The 17,630-nt window shown below is 56.4% G+C and carries 16 protein-coding genes; 4 read left to right on the top strand and 12 right to left on the bottom strand.

Going from position 1 to position 17,630, the window contains the following annotated elements:
* From thrC to ffh, 9 genes are all read right to left on the bottom strand, one after another.
* Positions 1-1,389: a threonine synthase gene (thrC, locus tag ACT3TR_RS05110; protein WP_444624424.1), complete on the bottom strand. Its 1,389-nt coding sequence runs from the start codon at positions 1,387-1,389 to the stop codon at positions 1-3.
* Between the two features lie 6 nt (positions 1,390-1,395).
* Positions 1,396-2,712 (bottom strand): homoserine dehydrogenase, encoded by a 1,317-nt coding sequence (locus ACT3TR_RS05115; protein ID WP_096276055.1) that lies wholly within the window; start codon positions 2,710-2,712, stop codon positions 1,396-1,398.
* 81 nt (positions 2,713-2,793) lie between these two features.
* Positions 2,794-3,597 carry a DsbC family protein gene (locus tag ACT3TR_RS05120; RefSeq protein WP_192536227.1) on the bottom strand — a complete coding sequence of 268 codons (804 nt, stop codon included), beginning with the start codon at positions 3,595-3,597 and terminating at the stop codon, positions 2,794-2,796.
* Positions 3,572-4,453, bottom strand: coding sequence for a site-specific tyrosine recombinase XerD (gene xerD, locus ACT3TR_RS05125; protein WP_096276059.1), 882 nt, complete (start codon positions 4,451-4,453; stop codon positions 3,572-3,574). Before xerD ends, ACT3TR_RS05120 begins: the two co-directional genes overlap by 26 nt.
* Before the next feature lie 151 nt (positions 4,454-4,604).
* Positions 4,605-4,961, bottom strand: coding sequence for a 50S ribosomal protein L19 (gene rplS, locus ACT3TR_RS05130; protein WP_096276061.1), 357 nt, complete (start codon positions 4,959-4,961; stop codon positions 4,605-4,607).
* Positions 4,962-5,134: 173 nt separating this feature from the next.
* Positions 5,135-5,896 (bottom strand): tRNA (guanosine(37)-N1)-methyltransferase TrmD, encoded by a 762-nt coding sequence (trmD, locus tag ACT3TR_RS05135; RefSeq protein ID WP_096282205.1) that lies wholly within the window; start codon positions 5,894-5,896, stop codon positions 5,135-5,137.
* A gap of 98 nt (positions 5,897-5,994) precedes the next feature.
* On the bottom strand, positions 5,995-6,564 hold the full coding sequence (gene rimM, locus ACT3TR_RS05140; RefSeq protein ID WP_444624423.1) for a ribosome maturation factor RimM: 570 nt from the start codon (positions 6,562-6,564) through the stop codon (positions 5,995-5,997).
* A 60-nt stretch (positions 6,565-6,624) separates the two neighbouring features.
* Complete coding sequence (gene rpsP, locus ACT3TR_RS05145) at positions 6,625-6,873, bottom strand: 30S ribosomal protein S16 (RefSeq protein ID WP_096276065.1); 249 nt, start codon at positions 6,871-6,873, stop codon at positions 6,625-6,627.
* A gap of 247 nt (positions 6,874-7,120) precedes the next feature.
* The gene (ffh, locus tag ACT3TR_RS05150; protein ID WP_444624422.1) at positions 7,121-8,548 is read right to left on the bottom strand and encodes a signal recognition particle protein; all 1,428 of its coding nucleotides are present in this window, start codon (positions 8,546-8,548) and stop codon (positions 7,121-7,123) included.
* A 259-nt stretch (positions 8,549-8,807) separates the two neighbouring features.
* Here ffh and ACT3TR_RS05155 point away from each other — a divergent pair, with 259 nt between their 5' ends.
* Together ACT3TR_RS05155 and ACT3TR_RS05160 are read left to right on the top strand one after the other, a co-directional pair.
* Positions 8,808-9,605, top strand: coding sequence for a cytochrome C assembly family protein (locus tag ACT3TR_RS05155; protein WP_441684526.1), 798 nt, complete (start codon positions 8,808-8,810; stop codon positions 9,603-9,605).
* Positions 9,606-9,723: 118 nt separating this feature from the next.
* Positions 9,724-10,998 (top strand): HlyC/CorC family transporter, encoded by a 1,275-nt coding sequence (locus ACT3TR_RS05160; RefSeq protein WP_444624421.1) that lies wholly within the window; start codon positions 9,724-9,726, stop codon positions 10,996-10,998.
* 26 nt (positions 10,999-11,024) lie between these two features.
* Here ACT3TR_RS05160 and ACT3TR_RS05165 read toward each other — a convergent pair whose 3' ends face one another.
* Together ACT3TR_RS05165 and ACT3TR_RS05170 are read right to left on the bottom strand one after the other, a co-directional pair.
* A complete protein-coding gene (locus ACT3TR_RS05165) occupies positions 11,025-11,690 on the bottom strand; it encodes a 1-acyl-sn-glycerol-3-phosphate acyltransferase (RefSeq protein WP_096276073.1) in 666 nt (221 codons plus the stop codon).
* Positions 11,687-12,301 carry a TetR/AcrR family transcriptional regulator gene (locus ACT3TR_RS05170; RefSeq protein ID WP_096276075.1) on the bottom strand — a complete coding sequence of 205 codons (615 nt, stop codon included), beginning with the start codon at positions 12,299-12,301 and terminating at the stop codon, positions 11,687-11,689. The genes ACT3TR_RS05165 and ACT3TR_RS05170 overlap by 4 nt, the downstream gene beginning before the upstream one ends.
* Positions 12,302-12,492: 191 nt before the next feature.
* Here ACT3TR_RS05170 and ACT3TR_RS05175 point away from each other — a divergent pair, with 191 nt between their 5' ends.
* Both ACT3TR_RS05175 and ACT3TR_RS05180 read left to right on the top strand, forming a co-directional pair.
* Positions 12,493-13,179 carry an SOS response-associated peptidase gene (locus tag ACT3TR_RS05175; RefSeq protein WP_441684527.1) on the top strand — a complete coding sequence of 229 codons (687 nt, stop codon included), beginning with the start codon at positions 12,493-12,495 and terminating at the stop codon, positions 13,177-13,179.
* Positions 13,179-16,070 carry an insulinase family protein gene (locus ACT3TR_RS05180; RefSeq protein ID WP_444624420.1) on the top strand — a complete coding sequence of 964 codons (2,892 nt, stop codon included), beginning with the start codon at positions 13,179-13,181 and terminating at the stop codon, positions 16,068-16,070. Before ACT3TR_RS05175 ends, ACT3TR_RS05180 begins: the two co-directional genes overlap by 1 nt.
* A gap of 43 nt (positions 16,071-16,113) precedes the next feature.
* Here ACT3TR_RS05180 and sbcB read toward each other — a convergent pair whose 3' ends face one another.
* Complete coding sequence (sbcB, locus tag ACT3TR_RS05185) at positions 16,114-17,607, bottom strand: exodeoxyribonuclease I (protein WP_441684529.1); 1,494 nt, start codon at positions 17,605-17,607, stop codon at positions 16,114-16,116.
* Positions 17,608-17,630: the final 23 nt, after the last annotated feature.

Genomic DNA, 17,630 nt, shown 5'->3' on the forward strand with positions numbered 1-17,630 from the left:
TCAACGACGATGTTCAGCGACATACTGCTGCACGGCGGCAAGCTCGGCGGGCAGCACGGTGTAACGCTCTTCGCGCTCAAGCAGATCGTCCATGTGCGGCGGCAACGGCACGCCGAGGAAGCCCGCTTTCACCACGGCTTCAGCAAATTTGGCCGGGTGCGCAGTCGCCAGCGTAATCATCGGCGTTGACTGGTCCGCACGGGCACGCTCAGCGGCCCAATAGCCGGTAGCGGTATGCGGATCAAGCATTTCGCCCGTACGTTTATGGGCGTCACGGATCGCTTCCAGAATGGTTGTATCGTCCACGCTGTAGCTTGCAAACTTCTCGCGCAGCTTGGCCAGCGGCGCATCCGCTAAGGCGGTAGGCTCCTGCTGAAAACGTTCAAGCAGCGCCGCCACGGCCAGGCCGTCGCGGTCATAGGCGTCAAACAGCAGGCGTTCAAAGTTAGACGACACCACGATGTCCATGGAAGGCGCTAGCGTCGCCGCCAGCTCTTTTTTGGAGAAGTCGTTGGCCGCTAATGTGCGATGCAGAATATCGTTGGCATTGGTGGCAATGATGAATTGCTTCACCGGCAGCCCCATTTTGTAGGCCATGTAGCCTGCAAATACGTTGCCGAAGTTAGCCGACGGTACGCAGAAACTCACCTCACGATGCGGCGCGCCTAGCGCAACGCCCGACGCAATGTAGTAAACGATCTGCGCCATAATGCGCGCCCAGTTGATCGAGTTCACCGCGACCAGGCGAGTCCCGTTCAAGAAGGTTTGATCGGCGAAGCTCGCTTTCACCATTGCCTGGGCGTCATCGAAATTGCCCTCAATGGCAATATTGAAGACGTTGTTGGCCAGCACCGAGGTCATTTGACGACGCTGCACTTCCGACACGCGGTTGTGCGGGTGCAGGATAAAGATATCCAGGTTATCGCAGTGGCGGCAGCCTTCAATCGCCGCCGACCCAGTATCGCCAGATGTGGCTCCCATGATCACCGCGCGCTCGCCGCGCTTTTTCAGGAAGTGATCCAGCAGGCGACCTAGCAGCTGCAGCGCTACGTCTTTAAACGCCAGAGTTGGGCCATGAAACTGTTCAAGCAAAAAGTGATTGGCATCGAGCTGCTTGAGCGGCACTACCGCATCGTGATTAAACGTTGCGTAGGCTTCGGTAACGATACGCTTGAACGTCGCATCATCGATTTCGCCATTCACAAACGGCTTCATCACCCGAAAGGCGATCTCGGCATAGGAGAGCCCGGCCATATCGGCGAGCTCTTCGCGGGAAAACTCAGGCAGCGTTTCTGGTACGTACAGCCCACCATCACTGGCCATACCGGTGAGCACTACTTCTTCAAAAGACAGTGCGGGCGCCTGCCCACGCGTGCTGATATAGCGCATCTTGGCTTACTCCCCTTCGTCCAGGCTTTCCACACGAATACGCGTCAGCGGCCCAGCGATATCAGCCATTGCTTCGATTTCACGAATGGCTTCGTTCATCTGTTTCTCTTTGGTGCGATGCGTCAGCAGAATAATCGGCACCAGCTCGCCTTCGGTGGCTTCTTTTTGAATCAGCGCCTCGATCGAGATGCCCTGCTCAGCAAGAATGGTTGCCACGCGTGCCAACACGCCTGGGCGGTCGACGGCCAGCAGGCGCAGGTAGTACGCCGTGGTGATATCTTCCATCGGCATGATGGGCAGCTGGCTGACATCGTCATCGATACCGCTGAACGCCAGATAAGGCACGCGATAGCGGTGATCCGTGGCGATATCCCGGGCCACGTCAAGTAAGTCGGCAACCACTGCCGACGCTGTTGGCTCAGCGCCAGCACCCGCGCCGTAGTAAAGCGTTGGGCCAACCGCATCGCCCATGACCGCGATGGCATTTTTAACGCCATGCACATTGGCCAGCAGGCGCTCTTTGGGGATCAGCGTGGGATGAACACGCAGTTCAAGCCCTTGGTCGGTGCGTTTGGAGATACCCAAGTGCTTGATGACATAGCCTAGATTATCGGCCTGCTCAATATCTTCAGAGGTGATTCGCGAAATGCCTTCGGTGAAAGCGCGCTCAAACTGCAGCGGCACGCCATAGGCGATAGAGGCCAAAATAGTCAGCTTATGCGCGGCGTCGATGCCTTCCACATCAAAAGTGGGGTCGGATTCGGCGTAGCCTAACGCTTGTGCTTCAGCGAGCACGTCTTCAAAGGCACGGCCTTCGTCGCGCATATGGGTAAGAATGTAGTTGCCGGTGCCGTTGATAATGCCGGCCACCCATTCGATGCGGTTGGCACCTAAGCCTTCGCGCAGCGATTTAATCACGGGAATGCCGCCGGCAACGGCGGCTTCAAATGCCACAATCACGCCCTTTTCATGGGCGGCTTTGAAAATTTCATTACCGTGCACGGCAATCAACGCTTTATTGGCCGTGACCACGTGCTTGCCATTAGCAATGGCGGTCAGCACGAGTTCGCGAGCCATATCGTAGCCGCCAATCAGCTCAACCAGGACATCCACATTGGGGTTAGTGGCAACTTCAAACACGTCAGAGGTGGCATTGATGCCGGTAATATCGCAGTCAGGGTGAATACTGCGGTGAGCGACCTGTTCAATCACAATAGGACGGCCAGCACGACGCGCAATATCGTCGGCATTGCGGGTCAATACGTTAAAGGTGCCGCCACCGACAGTGCCTAAACCACAAATACCTACTCTTACCGGTTTCAAAATACTTCCCCTTTCACAGTTCGCACCCGTCAGTGTCGGGTCTTAAATTTGGAGTCTCAGCAGTCGTTGCTGTCGGTGACGTTATTCGTCGTCTAAGCCTAACATGGCGGTGAGCCGCTCGGGGGGCACAAATCCAGGCACTAGCTGCCCATCAGGTAAAATAATGGCGGGCGTACCCTGCACACCCAATGCTTTGCCCAAATCATACTGCCCGGCGACGGGATTGTCGCAGCTTGCCGAGCTAGCAATACTCTGACCTTCTTTGGCCTGGGTCATCGCTTCGCTGCGGTTATCCGAACACCACACCTGCTGCAGAGTGGTGGCAGCGGCGCTATTCATACCGGCGCGAGGAAAGGCCATGTAGTGAACGGCGATACCGCGCTCATTGAGCTCGGGAATAGTGTCGTGCAAACGCGCGCAGTAAGGGCAGGTCGGGTCAGTAAACACCACGATGGTCGCCTTAGGCTCTGCGGCACCGCGGAATACGACTCGCTCGCTTTCCGGCACGGCCGCTAACGCATCGGCGCGCTCTTGGTTTTGCGCCTGTTCCGTTAAGTTAATCAGCCCGCTGGGCGCATTTTCATACAGGTCGCCAAGCAAAAAGTAGCTACCGTCAGCGTTCGAGTAGAAGGACTCGCCACTTTCCAGCCGCACATGATAGATACCATCCATGGGCGTTTCAGTAACCGCTTCGACAGGCATCGATTGACCATTAACGCTCAGTGAGCCAGCTAAACGGTCTGCCACGTCATCGGCTTGAGCAGCCACAGGCAATAGGCTACCCGCTATCAGCAGCGTCATCATTGAGAAAGGAGACAGTAAAGGCAGTGCTAAAAAATGGCGTTGACGCATCATCAATTCAACCTCGTGGGTGGTGTTCTGCATGTAAGCTTTCCAAGCGCGCTTGGGCTACATGGGTATAAATTTGGGTCGTCGACAAGTCGCTATGACCCAGCAACAGCTGTACGACTCTCAAATTGGCCCCATGATTCAATAAATGGGTCGCAAATGCGTGACGTAGCGTATGCGGTGACAGCGGCCGGGTAATCCCAGCCGTTATCGCATGAACTTTAATGCGGTGCCAAAACGTTTGCCGTGTCATGGCTTTGTCGGCGCGCCCAGGAAACAGCGCCGGACGCGTTGGGTCGCTCATTAAGGCAAGCCGCGCGGTCTGCATGTAGTGAGCTATCCAATCGGCGGCCTCTTCGCCCATGGGCACTAGGCGATCTTTATCGCCCTTACCGCGTACTCGCACCACCCCTTGGCGAAGATTGACCGCGTCACCGGTGAGTCCTACCAGCTCAGAAACTCGCAGGCCACAGGCGTAAAGCAGCTCAAGCATGGCGCGGTCGCGTACTCCTAGCGGCGTATCCGTATCGGGCGCCATCAGCAGCCGCTCTACCTCGTCCTCATCCAGCGTGTTGGGCAATCCGGGGATCACACGCGGCAGCTTGATATCCGTTAGAGGATCGCTCGCCACCTGATTATTCAGACGGCCCCAGCGGTAAAAACTACGCAAGGTCGATAGTAGCCGGGCGGTGCTACGTAACTGGTAGCCTTGCTCACGGCGGCTGGAAAGCCATTCTCTGAGCCGCTCAGGCGGCGGTGCCAACAGCGCCTCACCGTGCGTGTCCAGATGATTTTGCCACGCGGTTAAATCACGTCGATAGGCCGCTAAAGTATGGTCGCTAGCCCCTTGCTCTAACCACAGGGCATCCAAAAAAGCATCAATAACGCTCATACGTTAGCCATCTCCCGGCGCCTGCTTTAGCGTGACTACGCAAAGCACCTGCTCTATAGACAAAACCCCGCCCCGCAAAGCGGTGACGGGGTTTTGGTATCCAGACGCTACGCATGTCCGAAAACAGCGAGTGCCTGTGGAACAGTGGCGATTAAGCCAACTTTTCCTTGATACGTGCTGAACGACCGCTGCGCTCGCGCAGGTAGTACAGTTTGGCTTGACGCACGTCGCCGCGACGTTTGACTTCAAGCGAGTCAACTAACGGGCTGTAGGTCTGGAAAGTACGCTCAACGCCAACACCGTGAGAAATTTTACGCACGGTGAATGCGGAGTTCAGGCCACGGTTACGCTTACCGATGACCACACCTTCAAATGCCTGAAGACGCTCGCGAGTACCTTCTTTTACTTTTACCTGAACGACAATAGTATCGCCGGGGGCAAAGGGAGGAATTTCTTTGCCCATTTGCTCAGATTCGATCGCCTGGATCACTTTGCATTTACTGCTCATCATCATACTCCTGAATAACGTAATGGCTTGACCGCTCAATCATGGGAGGCGGAAGCCGTGATCCCGGCGCTCGAAACAAGCTGCGCGGGAGTCGTTATGGGTGACACAGGTACGCAGGCTTGCTGCCTTGTTCGCCCTGCACCGCCGCCCTGGCCTACTGAGTGGGCAAACGCCTACTGAGTGGACAGCGCGTGTTCCTCGATAAACTCATTCAACAGCTTGCGCTGTTCGGCATCTAACGGCCGCCCTTCTAACATATCTGGACGACGCTGCCATGTCCGGCCTAGCGACTGCTTTAACCGCCAGCGCTTGATGGCTGCATGATTACCGCTTAACAGCACATCGGGCACTTGGCGCCCGTCAACAACCTCTGGACGGGTGTAGTGCGGGCAGTCTAACAGACCGTCATTAAACGAGTCTTCGACAGCGGAATCCTGATGGCCCAACACGCCGGGAATCAGCCTTGCCGCCGCATCAATCAGCACCATCGCTGGCAGCTCACCGCCGCTCAGCACATAGTCACCAATTGACCATTCTTCATCGATGTCACTTTCTACCACGCGCTCGTCAATGCCTTCATAGCGCCCAGCCACGACTACTAGTGGTCCGGCACAAGCTAGTGCTTGAACGCCCTGCTGATCTAGTTTACGCCCTTGAGGCGACAGGTAGATCACCGTCGGCACTTGGCCAGTGGCTTGCTGTGCCCGCTCACGGGCTGCAAAAATCGCTGCGCGCAGGGTATCGACTTTCATCAACATCCCAGGACCACCGCCATAGGGGCGGTCATCAACGCTGCGGTGGCGGTCAGTGGCATAATCCCGCGGATTCCAAAATTCCAGTGCGATACGCTGCTTATCTACCGCTCTGCCGACCACGCCTTGTTGCGTTAGCGCATCAAACATCTCGGGAAACAACGACACCACACCAATCCACATTGCAGGCGTTGCTAGGTTTTCACCAGTGACCGGCTCACTTGAGTCGGACGGCACATCATTGTTCAGCGCATCCAACTCGCTCAGCTTACTCAGCTCTCTCAAAACTCAGGATCCCAATTGACGACCATGCGGCCCTCGTCGAGACTGATTTTGACAATGACATCGTCTGGTAAAAACGGCAGCAGCCGCTCACGCATGTCGATCGCATCCTGATCACCGCGAACCACCATGACATCGTTGGCGCCGGTTTCAAACAGGTAGCTTACCCGCCCTAGCCGCTCGCCGGCCTGAGTGAAGACCGCCATGCCTTCAAGCTCATGCCAATAGTATTCGTCGTCAGAAAGCTCGGGCAGTGCTTCTTTAGGCATCAGAATGTCCGTTTGGGCCAATGCTTCAGCCGCATCACGGTCATCAACGCCCTGCAGTTGCACCACAACGCCTTTGCCCTGCCGACGCCCCTGAACAATGCTTATGCGCTTAAGCGTTTCGCCTTGGCGCACCCACCATTCCGGGTATTCGAGAATGCTGTCCATCGGGCTAGTATAGGAATACACCTTCAGCCAACCTTTCACCCCATAAGGGCTAGTCAGCTTGCCTAGCACCACATGCGTGTCGTCAGTTTGGCTTAGTTCTTGGCTTAGCTTTTGACTCAGTTCAGAACGCGTCATTGACGACCTCAGCTACCTAGCACTCAACTAATTTCACACAGCAAGTCTCACACAGCAGGCTTAGGCCTGTTTGCGTGCTTCTTTAACCAGCTCAGCAACACGACCAGAAAGCTGGGCGCCTTGGCTCTGCCAGTGAATAACGCGGTCTAGGTCAACGCGCAGACGCTCTTCCTGACCACGGGCTACCGGGTTAAAGAAGCCGATACGCTCGATGAAACGACCGTCGCGAGCGTTACGAGAATCAGTAACGGTCAGGTGGTAAAAGGGACGCTTCTTGGCGCCACCACGGGCCAAACGAATGGTAACCATACGATAACTATCCTTCGGTTGAGGTTACGAGAGTGTATTTCTAGCGCTTAGCGCCGTCGGAACACTCGTCGTGCTACATGCTATATAAAGGCCTTCATTGATGGGCGCTGCTGCCGCGCTTTACGCGCTTTTAGGCAACACCCACGCATGAAGAGGCCGCATTCTACGCAAATGCGCTCTGCTTGGAAAGCCTGACAGCCAGAAAACTCAAAGGCCGTCAACCTTACCCAGCGAGCAGATGCCTACTTTAGCGTCGCGGCAATCCACCGGGGCCGCCCATACCGCCCATGCCGCCGGGGCCGCCCATTCCACCTGGGCCACCCGAGCCACCGCCGCCCATCATGCCTGACATGCCGCGCATCATTTTCTGCATGCCGCCCTTCTGGCCGGCTTTTTTCATCATTTTCTGCATCTGCTTATGCTGCTTGAGCAGACGATTAAGGTCCGGCACTTGCAGGCCTGCACCGGCGGCAATACGGCGCTTGCGCGAACCGTTGATCAGGTCGGGCTTACGGCGCTCTTTAGGCGTCATGGAGTTAATCAGCGCTTCAAGCTTGCCCATCTCTTTCTCAGGGCCTGGGCCTTGGGCCATCTCGGCCATTTGCCCCATACCAGGCAGCTTACCTAACAGGCCACCCATACCGCCCATTTTTTTAAGCTGCTGGAGCTGGTCGCGAAAATCTTCCAGATCAAAGCCATCGCCCTTCTTAACTTTTTTGGCAAGCTGGGCGGCTTTGGATTTATCGACGGTGCGCTCAGCTTCCTCGATCAGCGACAGCATGTCGCCCATACCGAGGATGCGCGAGGCCACGCGGTCGGGATGGAACGGTTCCAGGGCATCTACTTTCTCACCGACACCCATAAACTTGATCGGCTTGCCGGTAATGTGGCGCACTGACAGCGCCGCGCCACCACGAGCATCACCGTCGGCCTTGGTCAGGATCACCCCGGTCAGCGGCAGCGCTTCGCTGAATGCCTTAGCCGTATTGGCGGCATCCTGACCGGTCATGGCATCGACCACAAACAGCGTTTCCTGAGGCGAGACTGCTTTATGCAGCGCCTGGATTTCCGCCATCATCGCTTCATCAATCGCCAGGCGGCCGGCGGTATCGATCAACACTACGTCGTGAAACTGGATCTTAGCGTGCTTGATCGCCGCTTCGGCAATCGCGACCGGCTGCTGATCAGAGCGAGACGGGAAGAAGTCTACCTCGACCTCTTTCGCCAACGTTTCCAGCTGGTCGATAGCCGCCGGACGATAGACGTCGGCAGACACTACCAGCACTTTTTTCTTCTCGCGCTCACGCAGATAGCGAGCCAGCTTGGCCACAGAGGTGGTTTTACCCGCACCCTGTAGACCCGCCATTAATACAACCGCGGGGGAGCCTTTAAGCACGAAGCCATCGTTAGCTTCGCCCATGATCGCTTCCAGCTCTTGCTGAACGATCTTGACGAACTGCTGACCGGGCGACAGGCTTTTGGATACTTCCTGCCCAACGGCCCGCTCGCGCACGCGTTCAATAAACTCCTTGATGACCGGCAACGCTACGTCGGCCTCAAGCAGTGCTCGGCGCACTTCGCGTAAGGTGTCTTTAATATTGTCGTCGGTCAGGCGAGCCTGGCCTTTGATCGACTTTAGCGTCTGGGAAAGACGCTCGCTAAGATTCTGGAACATGGGGCCTCTCTGCCTCCGTCACTGCCGTCGGCGCGCACGCCCTGGACTGATGTGCCGCGATTATACGCGTTCACGCCCTGAGTCTCCATGGGGCGCATTGACGATCATGAGAGCCAGCACGCTATTTTCGTATACGCGTGCACGGCTGTGCGATATGGCTTGGATTCGTTATAGTAGCGGAGTAGGTTTTGGCCGCAACCGCTCTTAACGTCGTTTACTTATTTAAAGCAACGCGCTGCAAGGCGCACGGATAGCATCAATGCAGGCGCTCCCTTTCGCCACGATGGCCTTTATTCTCTATGTCGCCGCTGCCATTTGGCAGGGCATGACATTGTTCCGGCGCGTGCCGCCGCGCCAAGGTATGGTGCGCCTAATCGCCGTGCTGGGCCTGTTGCTGCACATCCCCGTGGCGATCAAACTGGTAGGACAATCCCCAGGGCTTTTGCCAGGCTTTTCCACTAGCGCCACGCTACTGATGGCCGTAGCGGTTAATGTGCTGCTCGTGGCTAGCCTGTTCAAACCGGTTTTAAACGCTGGCATTGCACTATTCCCGCTGGCAGGCATTGCGCTCTTGGCAGCCACTTGGCTACCGAATCAAGGGGGTCATACCGGCCTAACGCCCGGCATTTTGCTGCATGCGGTAAGCTCGGCGCTTGCGTTTGCCGTACTGGCGATTGCCGCGGCCCAGGCAGTGCTGGTGGGCCTGCAGAACCAAGCGCTTCGCCACCATCATATACGTGGCATTGTGCAATCGTTACCGCCGCTCACGACCATGGAGCGGGTGCTCTTCGAACTTGTGTGGGCCGGCATTATCTTGCTGACGCTCTCCATCGCTAGCGGGCTCATTTTCCTCGACAATCTCTTTGCCCAGCACTTAGCGCATAAAACAGTGCTGTCGCTCCTGGCCTGGATAATCTTCACCACGCTGTTGATAGGCCGTTATCGCTTTGGCTGGCGCGGCATGCGCGCCGTGCGCTGGACGCTAGGCGGCTGCGGCTTGCTCGTGCTGGCTTACTTTGGCAGCAAATTTGTACTTGAGATTATACTCAATCGATAGCTACTCAACCGATAACGGCTTAATTGCTGACGAGGCGCAACCACGCCTTTAGTTGTCTTGACACACTACTCGCTACCTTCTAAAAACGAGCCTAATACGCCACAAAGGACCTTTCGACTTGAGCGACGACTTCCCCCTGGGGTTACTGTTCGGCCTGCTAGCCTTACTGATAGTGCTTTCTGCTTTTTTTTCCAGCTCTGAAACCGGCATGATGTCGATCAACCGCTACCGCTTGAGCCATCAGGCTAACAGCGGTGATCGCAGAGCAAAACGGGTTATGCGCCTGCTCACCCGCCCAGATCGCCTAATTGGCGTCATTCTGATCGGCAACAACTTCGTTAATAACTTGGCTGCCTCGATTGCCACGATTATCGCCATTCACTTTTTTGGCGACGTATCAGGGCCTGCCATTTCTACCGCCCTGCTAACCATTACCATTTTGATTTTTGCTGAAGTCACGCCCAAAACCTACGCCGCGATTAAGCCAGAACGCATTGCTTACCCCACGTCTTACGCGCTTGAGCCGCTGCTAAAGCTGCTTTATCCGCTGGTATGGCTGGTCAACGTGATGTCGAATGGCCTACTCAGACTCATTGGCGTTAAAAGCGTTGATAGCGGTGGCGACAACCTAACGCGAGATGAACTGCGCACCGTCGTTCATGAAGCCGGCACGCTGATTCCTTACCGCCACCGCGCGATGCTGCTCTCCATTCTCGATCTGGAGAACGTCACGGTGAACGATATTATGGTGCCGCGCCATGAAGTGCTGGGTATCGATCTGGATGATTCGTTAGAAGATATTTTGACTCAGATTCGCACCAGCCAGCACACGCGACTGCCGGTATATAAAGGCGATATCAATAACATCATTGGCATGCTGCACCTTCGCAATGCGGCACGCTTTCTCTCTCGCGACGAAGTCACCAAAGCCTCGATTGTTCAGGAAGCCCGTGAACCCTACTTTATTCCTGAATCGACGCCGCTACATACCCAGCTACTCAATTTTCAAAAGCAGAAGCGGCGTATCGGCATCGTCGTCGATGAGTATGGCGACGTGGACGGCCTCGTCACGCTGGAAGATATTTTGGAAGAGATCGTGGGCGAGTTCACCACTGACGTGTCCGAAGATGAAGAGATTCATCAGCAGGATGACGGCAGCCATGTGATTGAAGGCACCGCCAATATCCGGGAGATTAACAAAATGCTCGGCTGGCAGCTGCCTACCGATGGGCCCAAAACGCTGAACGGGCTAATTCTTGAGCATCTTGAGGCGTTTCCAGAAGGCCCTGCATGCCTACAGATCGGCAATATGCGTATGGAGATATTAGAGATTCGCGACAACCTCATCACCTCAGCACGCTGCTGGCAGAAAGCTCGCCTGCCACGCCGCTAGGCTAAGGCTCGCCAGCAGAGCATCCTTCAGCGGCGATTGGCGAGGTCCTGATCGGCCGCAGCCTTTAGCGCCCTCACTCGCGCTTCAAGAAACCGCCTTAGCGCCATGTCGTCAGCATCCAGACGGTTTAGCGCTGGCCCAAAGTGCAAACTGACCGGGGCGCGGAAACGCCGGGGGCATTTCTTAAGCGCTTTGCCGCCATGATGAGAGGTCCACGACCCCCACAGACCTGCCAACCCGGCGGGAATGACCGGTACGTCGTCGCGCGCCAGAATCGTCTCTAAACCGCGCCGGAAGGCGTGAATTTCGCCATCGGGGGTTAATCGCCCCTCGGGAAACACCATGACAATTTGACCTTGGCGCAGCGCCTCGCTGACATCATCCAACGCACGCCTTATAGCACCCGGGCTGCGCCGTTCGGACTCAATAGGGATAGCCCCCACCAGCTGAAACCACCATTTAAACCACGGGGAATCAAAAATCGGCTGATCCATCACAAAGCGCAGCGGGCGAGGACTCGCGCCTCCAAGCACCAGCGCATCCATAAAGCTTACGTGGTTACACACCACCAGCGCGGCTCCCTGACGGGGAATATGCTGACGACCGTGCACTTGCAGCCGATAGCAAAGCCGCATTGAAACAAAAATAAGCCAGCGCAACACTTGGCGAGCTGCATTAACCCACCCCGTCACGACGATGCCTCACGGTGACGCAAACCCGCCAGGATGGTGCTCATGAGTTGATCCAACAGTTCATCAACCTTCAACTGCTGGCCTTGCCAGTAGCCCAATCGCTCATTCAGGCCCAGTTGAACAAGGCCGTGCACACTGCCCCACAGAGTACGCCCCAAACGACGTGCCTCAAGATCATCCAGTGCAGGCTGATAAGATTTAAGCGACGCCTCCACCTGCGTAAATAGCGCTTCGATCAAATCGCTTTGGCGCTGATCCAGCTCGCCCTCTTGCGCCAGCGGGTAATCAAAAAGTAGCTGCCAGCGGTAGCAATCCTGCTCAGCGAACCGCCAGTAGGAATGCGCCAACGCGCGCAGCCATGGCTCAGGGGCGTCATCGGCAAGGCTAGCAATGGTGTGCTGTAAGCGGGCTAGCGACTCAACATTAACGTGCTGCAATAAGTTATTAAAGCTGCCATATAGCTTGAGCAGCGTGCTGGGAGCACAGCCGACGTCTCGCGCCAAGGCACGCAGTGAAAGACCATGGACTGGCTGCTCAGCCAACCACTCATCACAAGCGTTCATCACCTGCGAATGGAGGGCATCGGGCGCATGCTGTCTAGGACGGGCCATGGCGATCTCTTAAGGTCAACAACAAACAAGAAGGAAGCCTCGCTGCACTTTAGTCGGAACAACGGGTGATATAGGATACCTTATATCGAACACTGTTTTCGACACTAAAAAACACCCTTTCGTGCTTTATTGCGCGAAGTCTCCCGCTATACAGGTACACTTCCACGACGATTTTGCTAAAGGAGGTAAGTATGACGGGGCGACTGCATGTGCAAAACTTACCGCTGACCCGTTTATTGCCGACGCTCGACACATCTGAGCCGCTGATTGAATCGCCCAACCTTGCGCCTCGACAGCCCATCTCCGCGATTCGCGCTGAGCAGGGCCAGTATCGGCTATCGTCGCTTTTCTGGGGATTAACGCCCCCCTGGCTCGAGGTGCTAGATCATGCGCCTCACTGCGCGCGAGCCGAAACGCTTGAATCTCGAGCAATGTTTCGCGATGCGTTTAACGCACGCCGCTGCGTCATCCCGGTCAGCGGCTTCTATCTATGGAAAAATCAGCCGCGCAGCAAGCAGCCTTACTTGGTCACCCAGGTATCACGGGCGCCGCTACTGCTAGGCGCGCTATGGTGCCGCTACCACACCACGCTAACGGCGTTTAGTGACTCAGCCGCGCTCATCACCGTGCCCGCCAATGTTCTTTTATCACCGCTGACCGACCGCTTGCCGGTGGTCATCCCAAGCCATGCGCTATCCGCATGGCTTAACCCGGACACCGACTCACAAACGCTTAATTCACTATTAGCGCCGGCGCCTTTGGAACTGTTAGGCGCTTTTCCGGTATCTAAATATGTCAATAATCCCGCCTATCAGTCACCGGCCTGCGCCCATCCCACCGGGTCGATGCTGCGCTGGGCTGTGTCTCAGGAGCTGTAATGTTGCGATCTTCTAGTTTAATGCACTGGCGCGCTCTGCCTCAGCGCGCGCTGCTTGGTTTTTTTGTGAGCCTCGGAATAGCCTCTTGCGCGCTAGCCGATGATAGTGACACCACGGCGACTGGCGCTACTAAAGACGCGATTAAGGACACAATCACTCCGATCATCAGCCCTTATGACAGCCGCGACTATCGCGTTTTGACGCTGGAGAATGGGCTCAATGTGCTTATCGTCAGCGACCCAGAAGCAGACAAAGCGGCCGCATCAATGAATGTTCGCGTGGGCAGCGCTCAAGATCCTGACGATCTTAAGGGATTAGCCCATTTCCTTGAGCACATGCTGTTTTTAGGCACCGAACCCTACCCCGAATCGGACGGCTATCAGCGCTACATTTCGGATAACGCGGGCTCTCATAACGCCTTCACCGCTCAGCAAGACACCAATTACTTCTTTGACATTGAGCCATCGGCGCTACCCGGCGCACTAGACCGCTTTAGCGAATTTTTCCTTTCACCGCTGTTCAATGCAGATCATTTAGCCAGCGAGCGTAATATCGTTCACTCGGAGTATATGGCACGTATTCGCGATGAGTCCCGACGCGAAAACGATGTGCTTAATCAGCTACTTGACCCTGATAATGCGACGACGGGCTTTGCCGTGGGAAGCCGTGAAACGCTCGCCAGCCCGCCCGAAGGTGAAGCAACGCTGCGTGAACGGGTTATTGATTTTTATCACCAGCATTACGACGCCAACGTCATGAATCTTGCCATTGTCGCACCTCAGCCGCTGGACACGCTGGAAGAGTGGGTGGCCGAACGCTTCGCTGACATTCCCGACAACGACTTAAGCGTGCCAACTATTGATGCGCCGCTCGTGGATGCTGACACCCTGCCCCGCTATATTGAGCGCCAGTCGCTGCAAGACCGTCGCCAGCTACGCTTTTACTTTCCCGTCCCGGACCCTACCGATGACTACCGCACTAAACCGTCGCAGTTGATCTCACACCTGCTCGGTGACGAGGGCGATGGCAGCCTACTGGCCGTCTTAAGAGATGCAGGGCTTGCCGATGGGCTTTCCGCCGGCGTTGGCCGCGGTGACGGTAACGATGCGCTGTTCACCGTTTCCATCAGCCTGACACCAACAGGCGCGGAGCGCTTGGATGACATTCAAGCCACGCTATTTGCAGCGGTTGAGCAGTTGCGCAACGACGGCCTTAACGCTTGGCGCTACGATGAACAGAAAAGCCTTAACGAGCAGGGCTTTCGCTTTCAGCAGCACGGTGCCCCTCAGCAGGAGGCCACTCAGCTTTCCATGAGCCTGTCGCGGTATCCCGTAGAGGACGTGCAGTATGCGGCTTATCGCATGGACGGTCTGGACGCAGAGCGTCAGCAGGCTTATCTAGATGCGCTCACGCCGGGTAACATGCTGCGCTTTTATTCCGCACCGGATATTGAAAGCGAGACCATATCGCCGTGGTTCAATACGCAGTGGAAAGAACAGGAACCTGGCACAGTGGGCCAAGCACTTAGCGGCTTAGCCCTACCCGCCCCCAACCCCTTTATTGCCAGCGATTTGACGTTGCTAGAAGGCCAAGACGAACTGCCTAGTGTACTAGTAGAAACCCCCACGTTTAGCGCTTGGCACATGCAGGATGCGCGCTTCAACACGCCCAGCGTTGAATGGCGAGTCAGCTTACAAAATCCCACTACAAGCTACTCAGCGGAAGAAGCCGTTCTCACCCAGCTGCTCGCCGGATGGCTCAACGACAGCCTCAACGAATCGCTTTATCCTGCATGGTTAGCGGGCCAGGCGTTCAGCGCTTACCCACACGCCCGAGGCATGACGCTGTCTTTCTCCGGCTGGCGCGATGGGCAAACGCCGCTCATTGAGCAAGCACTGGACCAATTGGAGAACGCCCACATCAGCGACAGCGCCTTTGAACGCGTGCGCTACCAACTGCAGCGCGAGTTGCGCAACGCCCCTCAAGGCGCTCTTTACGGCCAAGCCAGCAGTACTTTGGGCGAAGCCTTGCTAACGCCGCAATGGTCTAACGCGCAGCTCCTCACTGCTAGCCAGCGGTTTGATCGTCGCCATCTGGAAGATTTCCGCGAGCGCTTTCTAAGCGACCTTTATGTCGACGCAATGGCGGTTGGCAATACCGACGCAGCGCTAGCGCGAGAACAGGCACAGCTAATACGTGACCGGCTACAGCCCCGCCTGACCCGCGACGACATTGCCACGCTAACGCCGCTGGCCGTCAGTGATGAGCCTAGCGTATTGCACCCTGACAGCTCACGGGATGAGTCGCTGGTGCTGCGCTATTTACAAGGTCGTGACCAAACGCCTGAAGAGCAGGCAGCAACGATGGTCATCGCCCAGTGGCTGGAAACGCCGTTCTACCAGCAGCTGCGCACCGAGCAGCAGCTTGGCTACATCGTCAACGCCGGCTATTCACCGCTGCTCAATGCGCCAGGCATCGCCATGATGGTGCAATCTCCCGATACCGACAGCGACACTATCGCTGAGCGTATGGATGCGTTTCTTGAAGAAGCTGGCCAGCGCCTTGCCCAGCTGAGCGACGACGAACTAGCCCCCCACCGCCAGGCGATCAGCACCCAGCTGCGCCAGCGAGATACCAGCCTCTCAGGCATGGCCAACCGCTACTGGCAGGCAACGGCATTGGAAGACGTACGCTTTGATCGACGCAGCCAGTTAGCCGACCTGGTGCTGAACGTTAGCCTTGACGATATAAAGACACTTTGGCCATCGCTGCGGGCACATACCCTGGACGTGCGCTTTAACCCCGGCGATAAACCCAGCAGCAACATCGAAGCCTACAGAGCAGCGCTTTCAGCACTGCCTACGGTTCACAATGAGCAGAGCAATCCTTAACGCTTAGCCATCAAGCGCTAAGGAGGATCTCACTACCACCGGCTCAGGCGTCAAATGCCTGGGCCGGCATCATTGCCTCTACAAACATCACCAGCTCTTCTAGAATTTGCCTTTCACGATCGCTGAGCGTTTGCTGATTGTATTGGGCAATTTCGCGCGCAAATGCCTTAAGCGTAAAGCCGGCTAAACTTGGGTCGTTGATGCGCATCCAGCGAAACGCCTCCCACTGCTCTCGCTCGTCGCCTTCCAGGGTGTCTGGGTAGCTGCGGGCACGAAAGCGAAACAGCATCTCTTCCAGGCGCGCATCTTGAAACGCAAAGCGCTCGCCCACTAGATCCCAGGGTTCCATGGTGCGCGCACGCTCCATCTGCTGACGGTCTGCGGCGGAGAAAAAGCTGCCCGAATAAAGCATCAGATCAGGATCCTGCGAGCCGTCGTCGTAGCCTGCACTAAACACCTCTGCGACTTTTTCTGCTATGCCGCTGGCATCGCGCAGCGTTTTCCAGTGCTGCCGACAGGCTGCAACATCGAGCCCTAAACGCGTGACGATACTGCCGTACTCGCCCTGCTGCGGCCCCTCAACGTCTTTCAAAGCACTGGCGGGGAAAACCACCGGGCAGCGATTGATATGAATTACTTTCAAGGGAATCCGTGCTTCGCCTTCGGTCAAATCCTGCTGACTAACAAACACGCGGTCACGAATCTGTTGTGCTGACATGCTGAGCAAATCATCAGGATCAACGCTTAAGTCGTAGACAATCACGCCGTTTGGATTGGAGGGGTGCTCGGCTAGCGGCATCACCAATGCGCTACATCCGCGGCTTGCAGGGTAGCGGCGCGAGATGTGCAGCAGCGGCTTGGCGTTAGCTAAGTCGAGCTGGTGAGCAACTGCACGCTTACCGCGCAGACCGAGTAGATAATCAAATAGCTTTGCATTACGTGCCCTAAGTAAGCGGGCCAGCGCAATCGTCGCCCGCACGTCGGCCACCGCGTCATGGGCGCCCTCATGGGCAATACCGTTGGCCGCGGTTAAGTGTTCAAGCTTAAAACTAGGCGCGCCGTCTTCGCGCAGCGGCCACTCGATACCGGCCGGGCGCAGTGCATAAAAAGCGCGCACAATATCGATTAAATCCCAGCGGGAATTGCCGTTTTGCCACTCGCGCGAATAGGGATCAAGCAGGTTGCGATAAAACAGATGACGCGAAATCTCATCGTCAAACCGCAGGCTGTTGTAACCCACCACGCAGGTACCAGGCTCGCTCATATGGCGCTGAATTTGGCCTGCAAACTCTGCCTCAGGGAGGCCATGACGCTGGGCTTTTTGGGGGGTAATGCCGGTGATCAAACAGGCAGTGGGATGGGGCAAATAGTCATCGGCTGGTTTGCAGTAAAGCTCTATCGGCTCACCGATTTCATTTAACTCGGAATCCGTACGCAGCGCCGCGAATTGAGCAGGACGGTCGCGTCGCGGGTCAGCCCCGAAGGTTTCATAGTCATGCCAGAGAAAACTGGCAGGGGCAGCATTGGGTGGCGCCATGAATAAACACTCCGCTGGGCAAT

It is taken from the genome of Halomonas sp. AOP12-B1-6 (genome assembly GCF_052379225.1).
Taxonomy (GTDB): domain Bacteria; phylum Pseudomonadota; class Gammaproteobacteria; order Pseudomonadales; family Halomonadaceae; genus Vreelandella; species Vreelandella casei.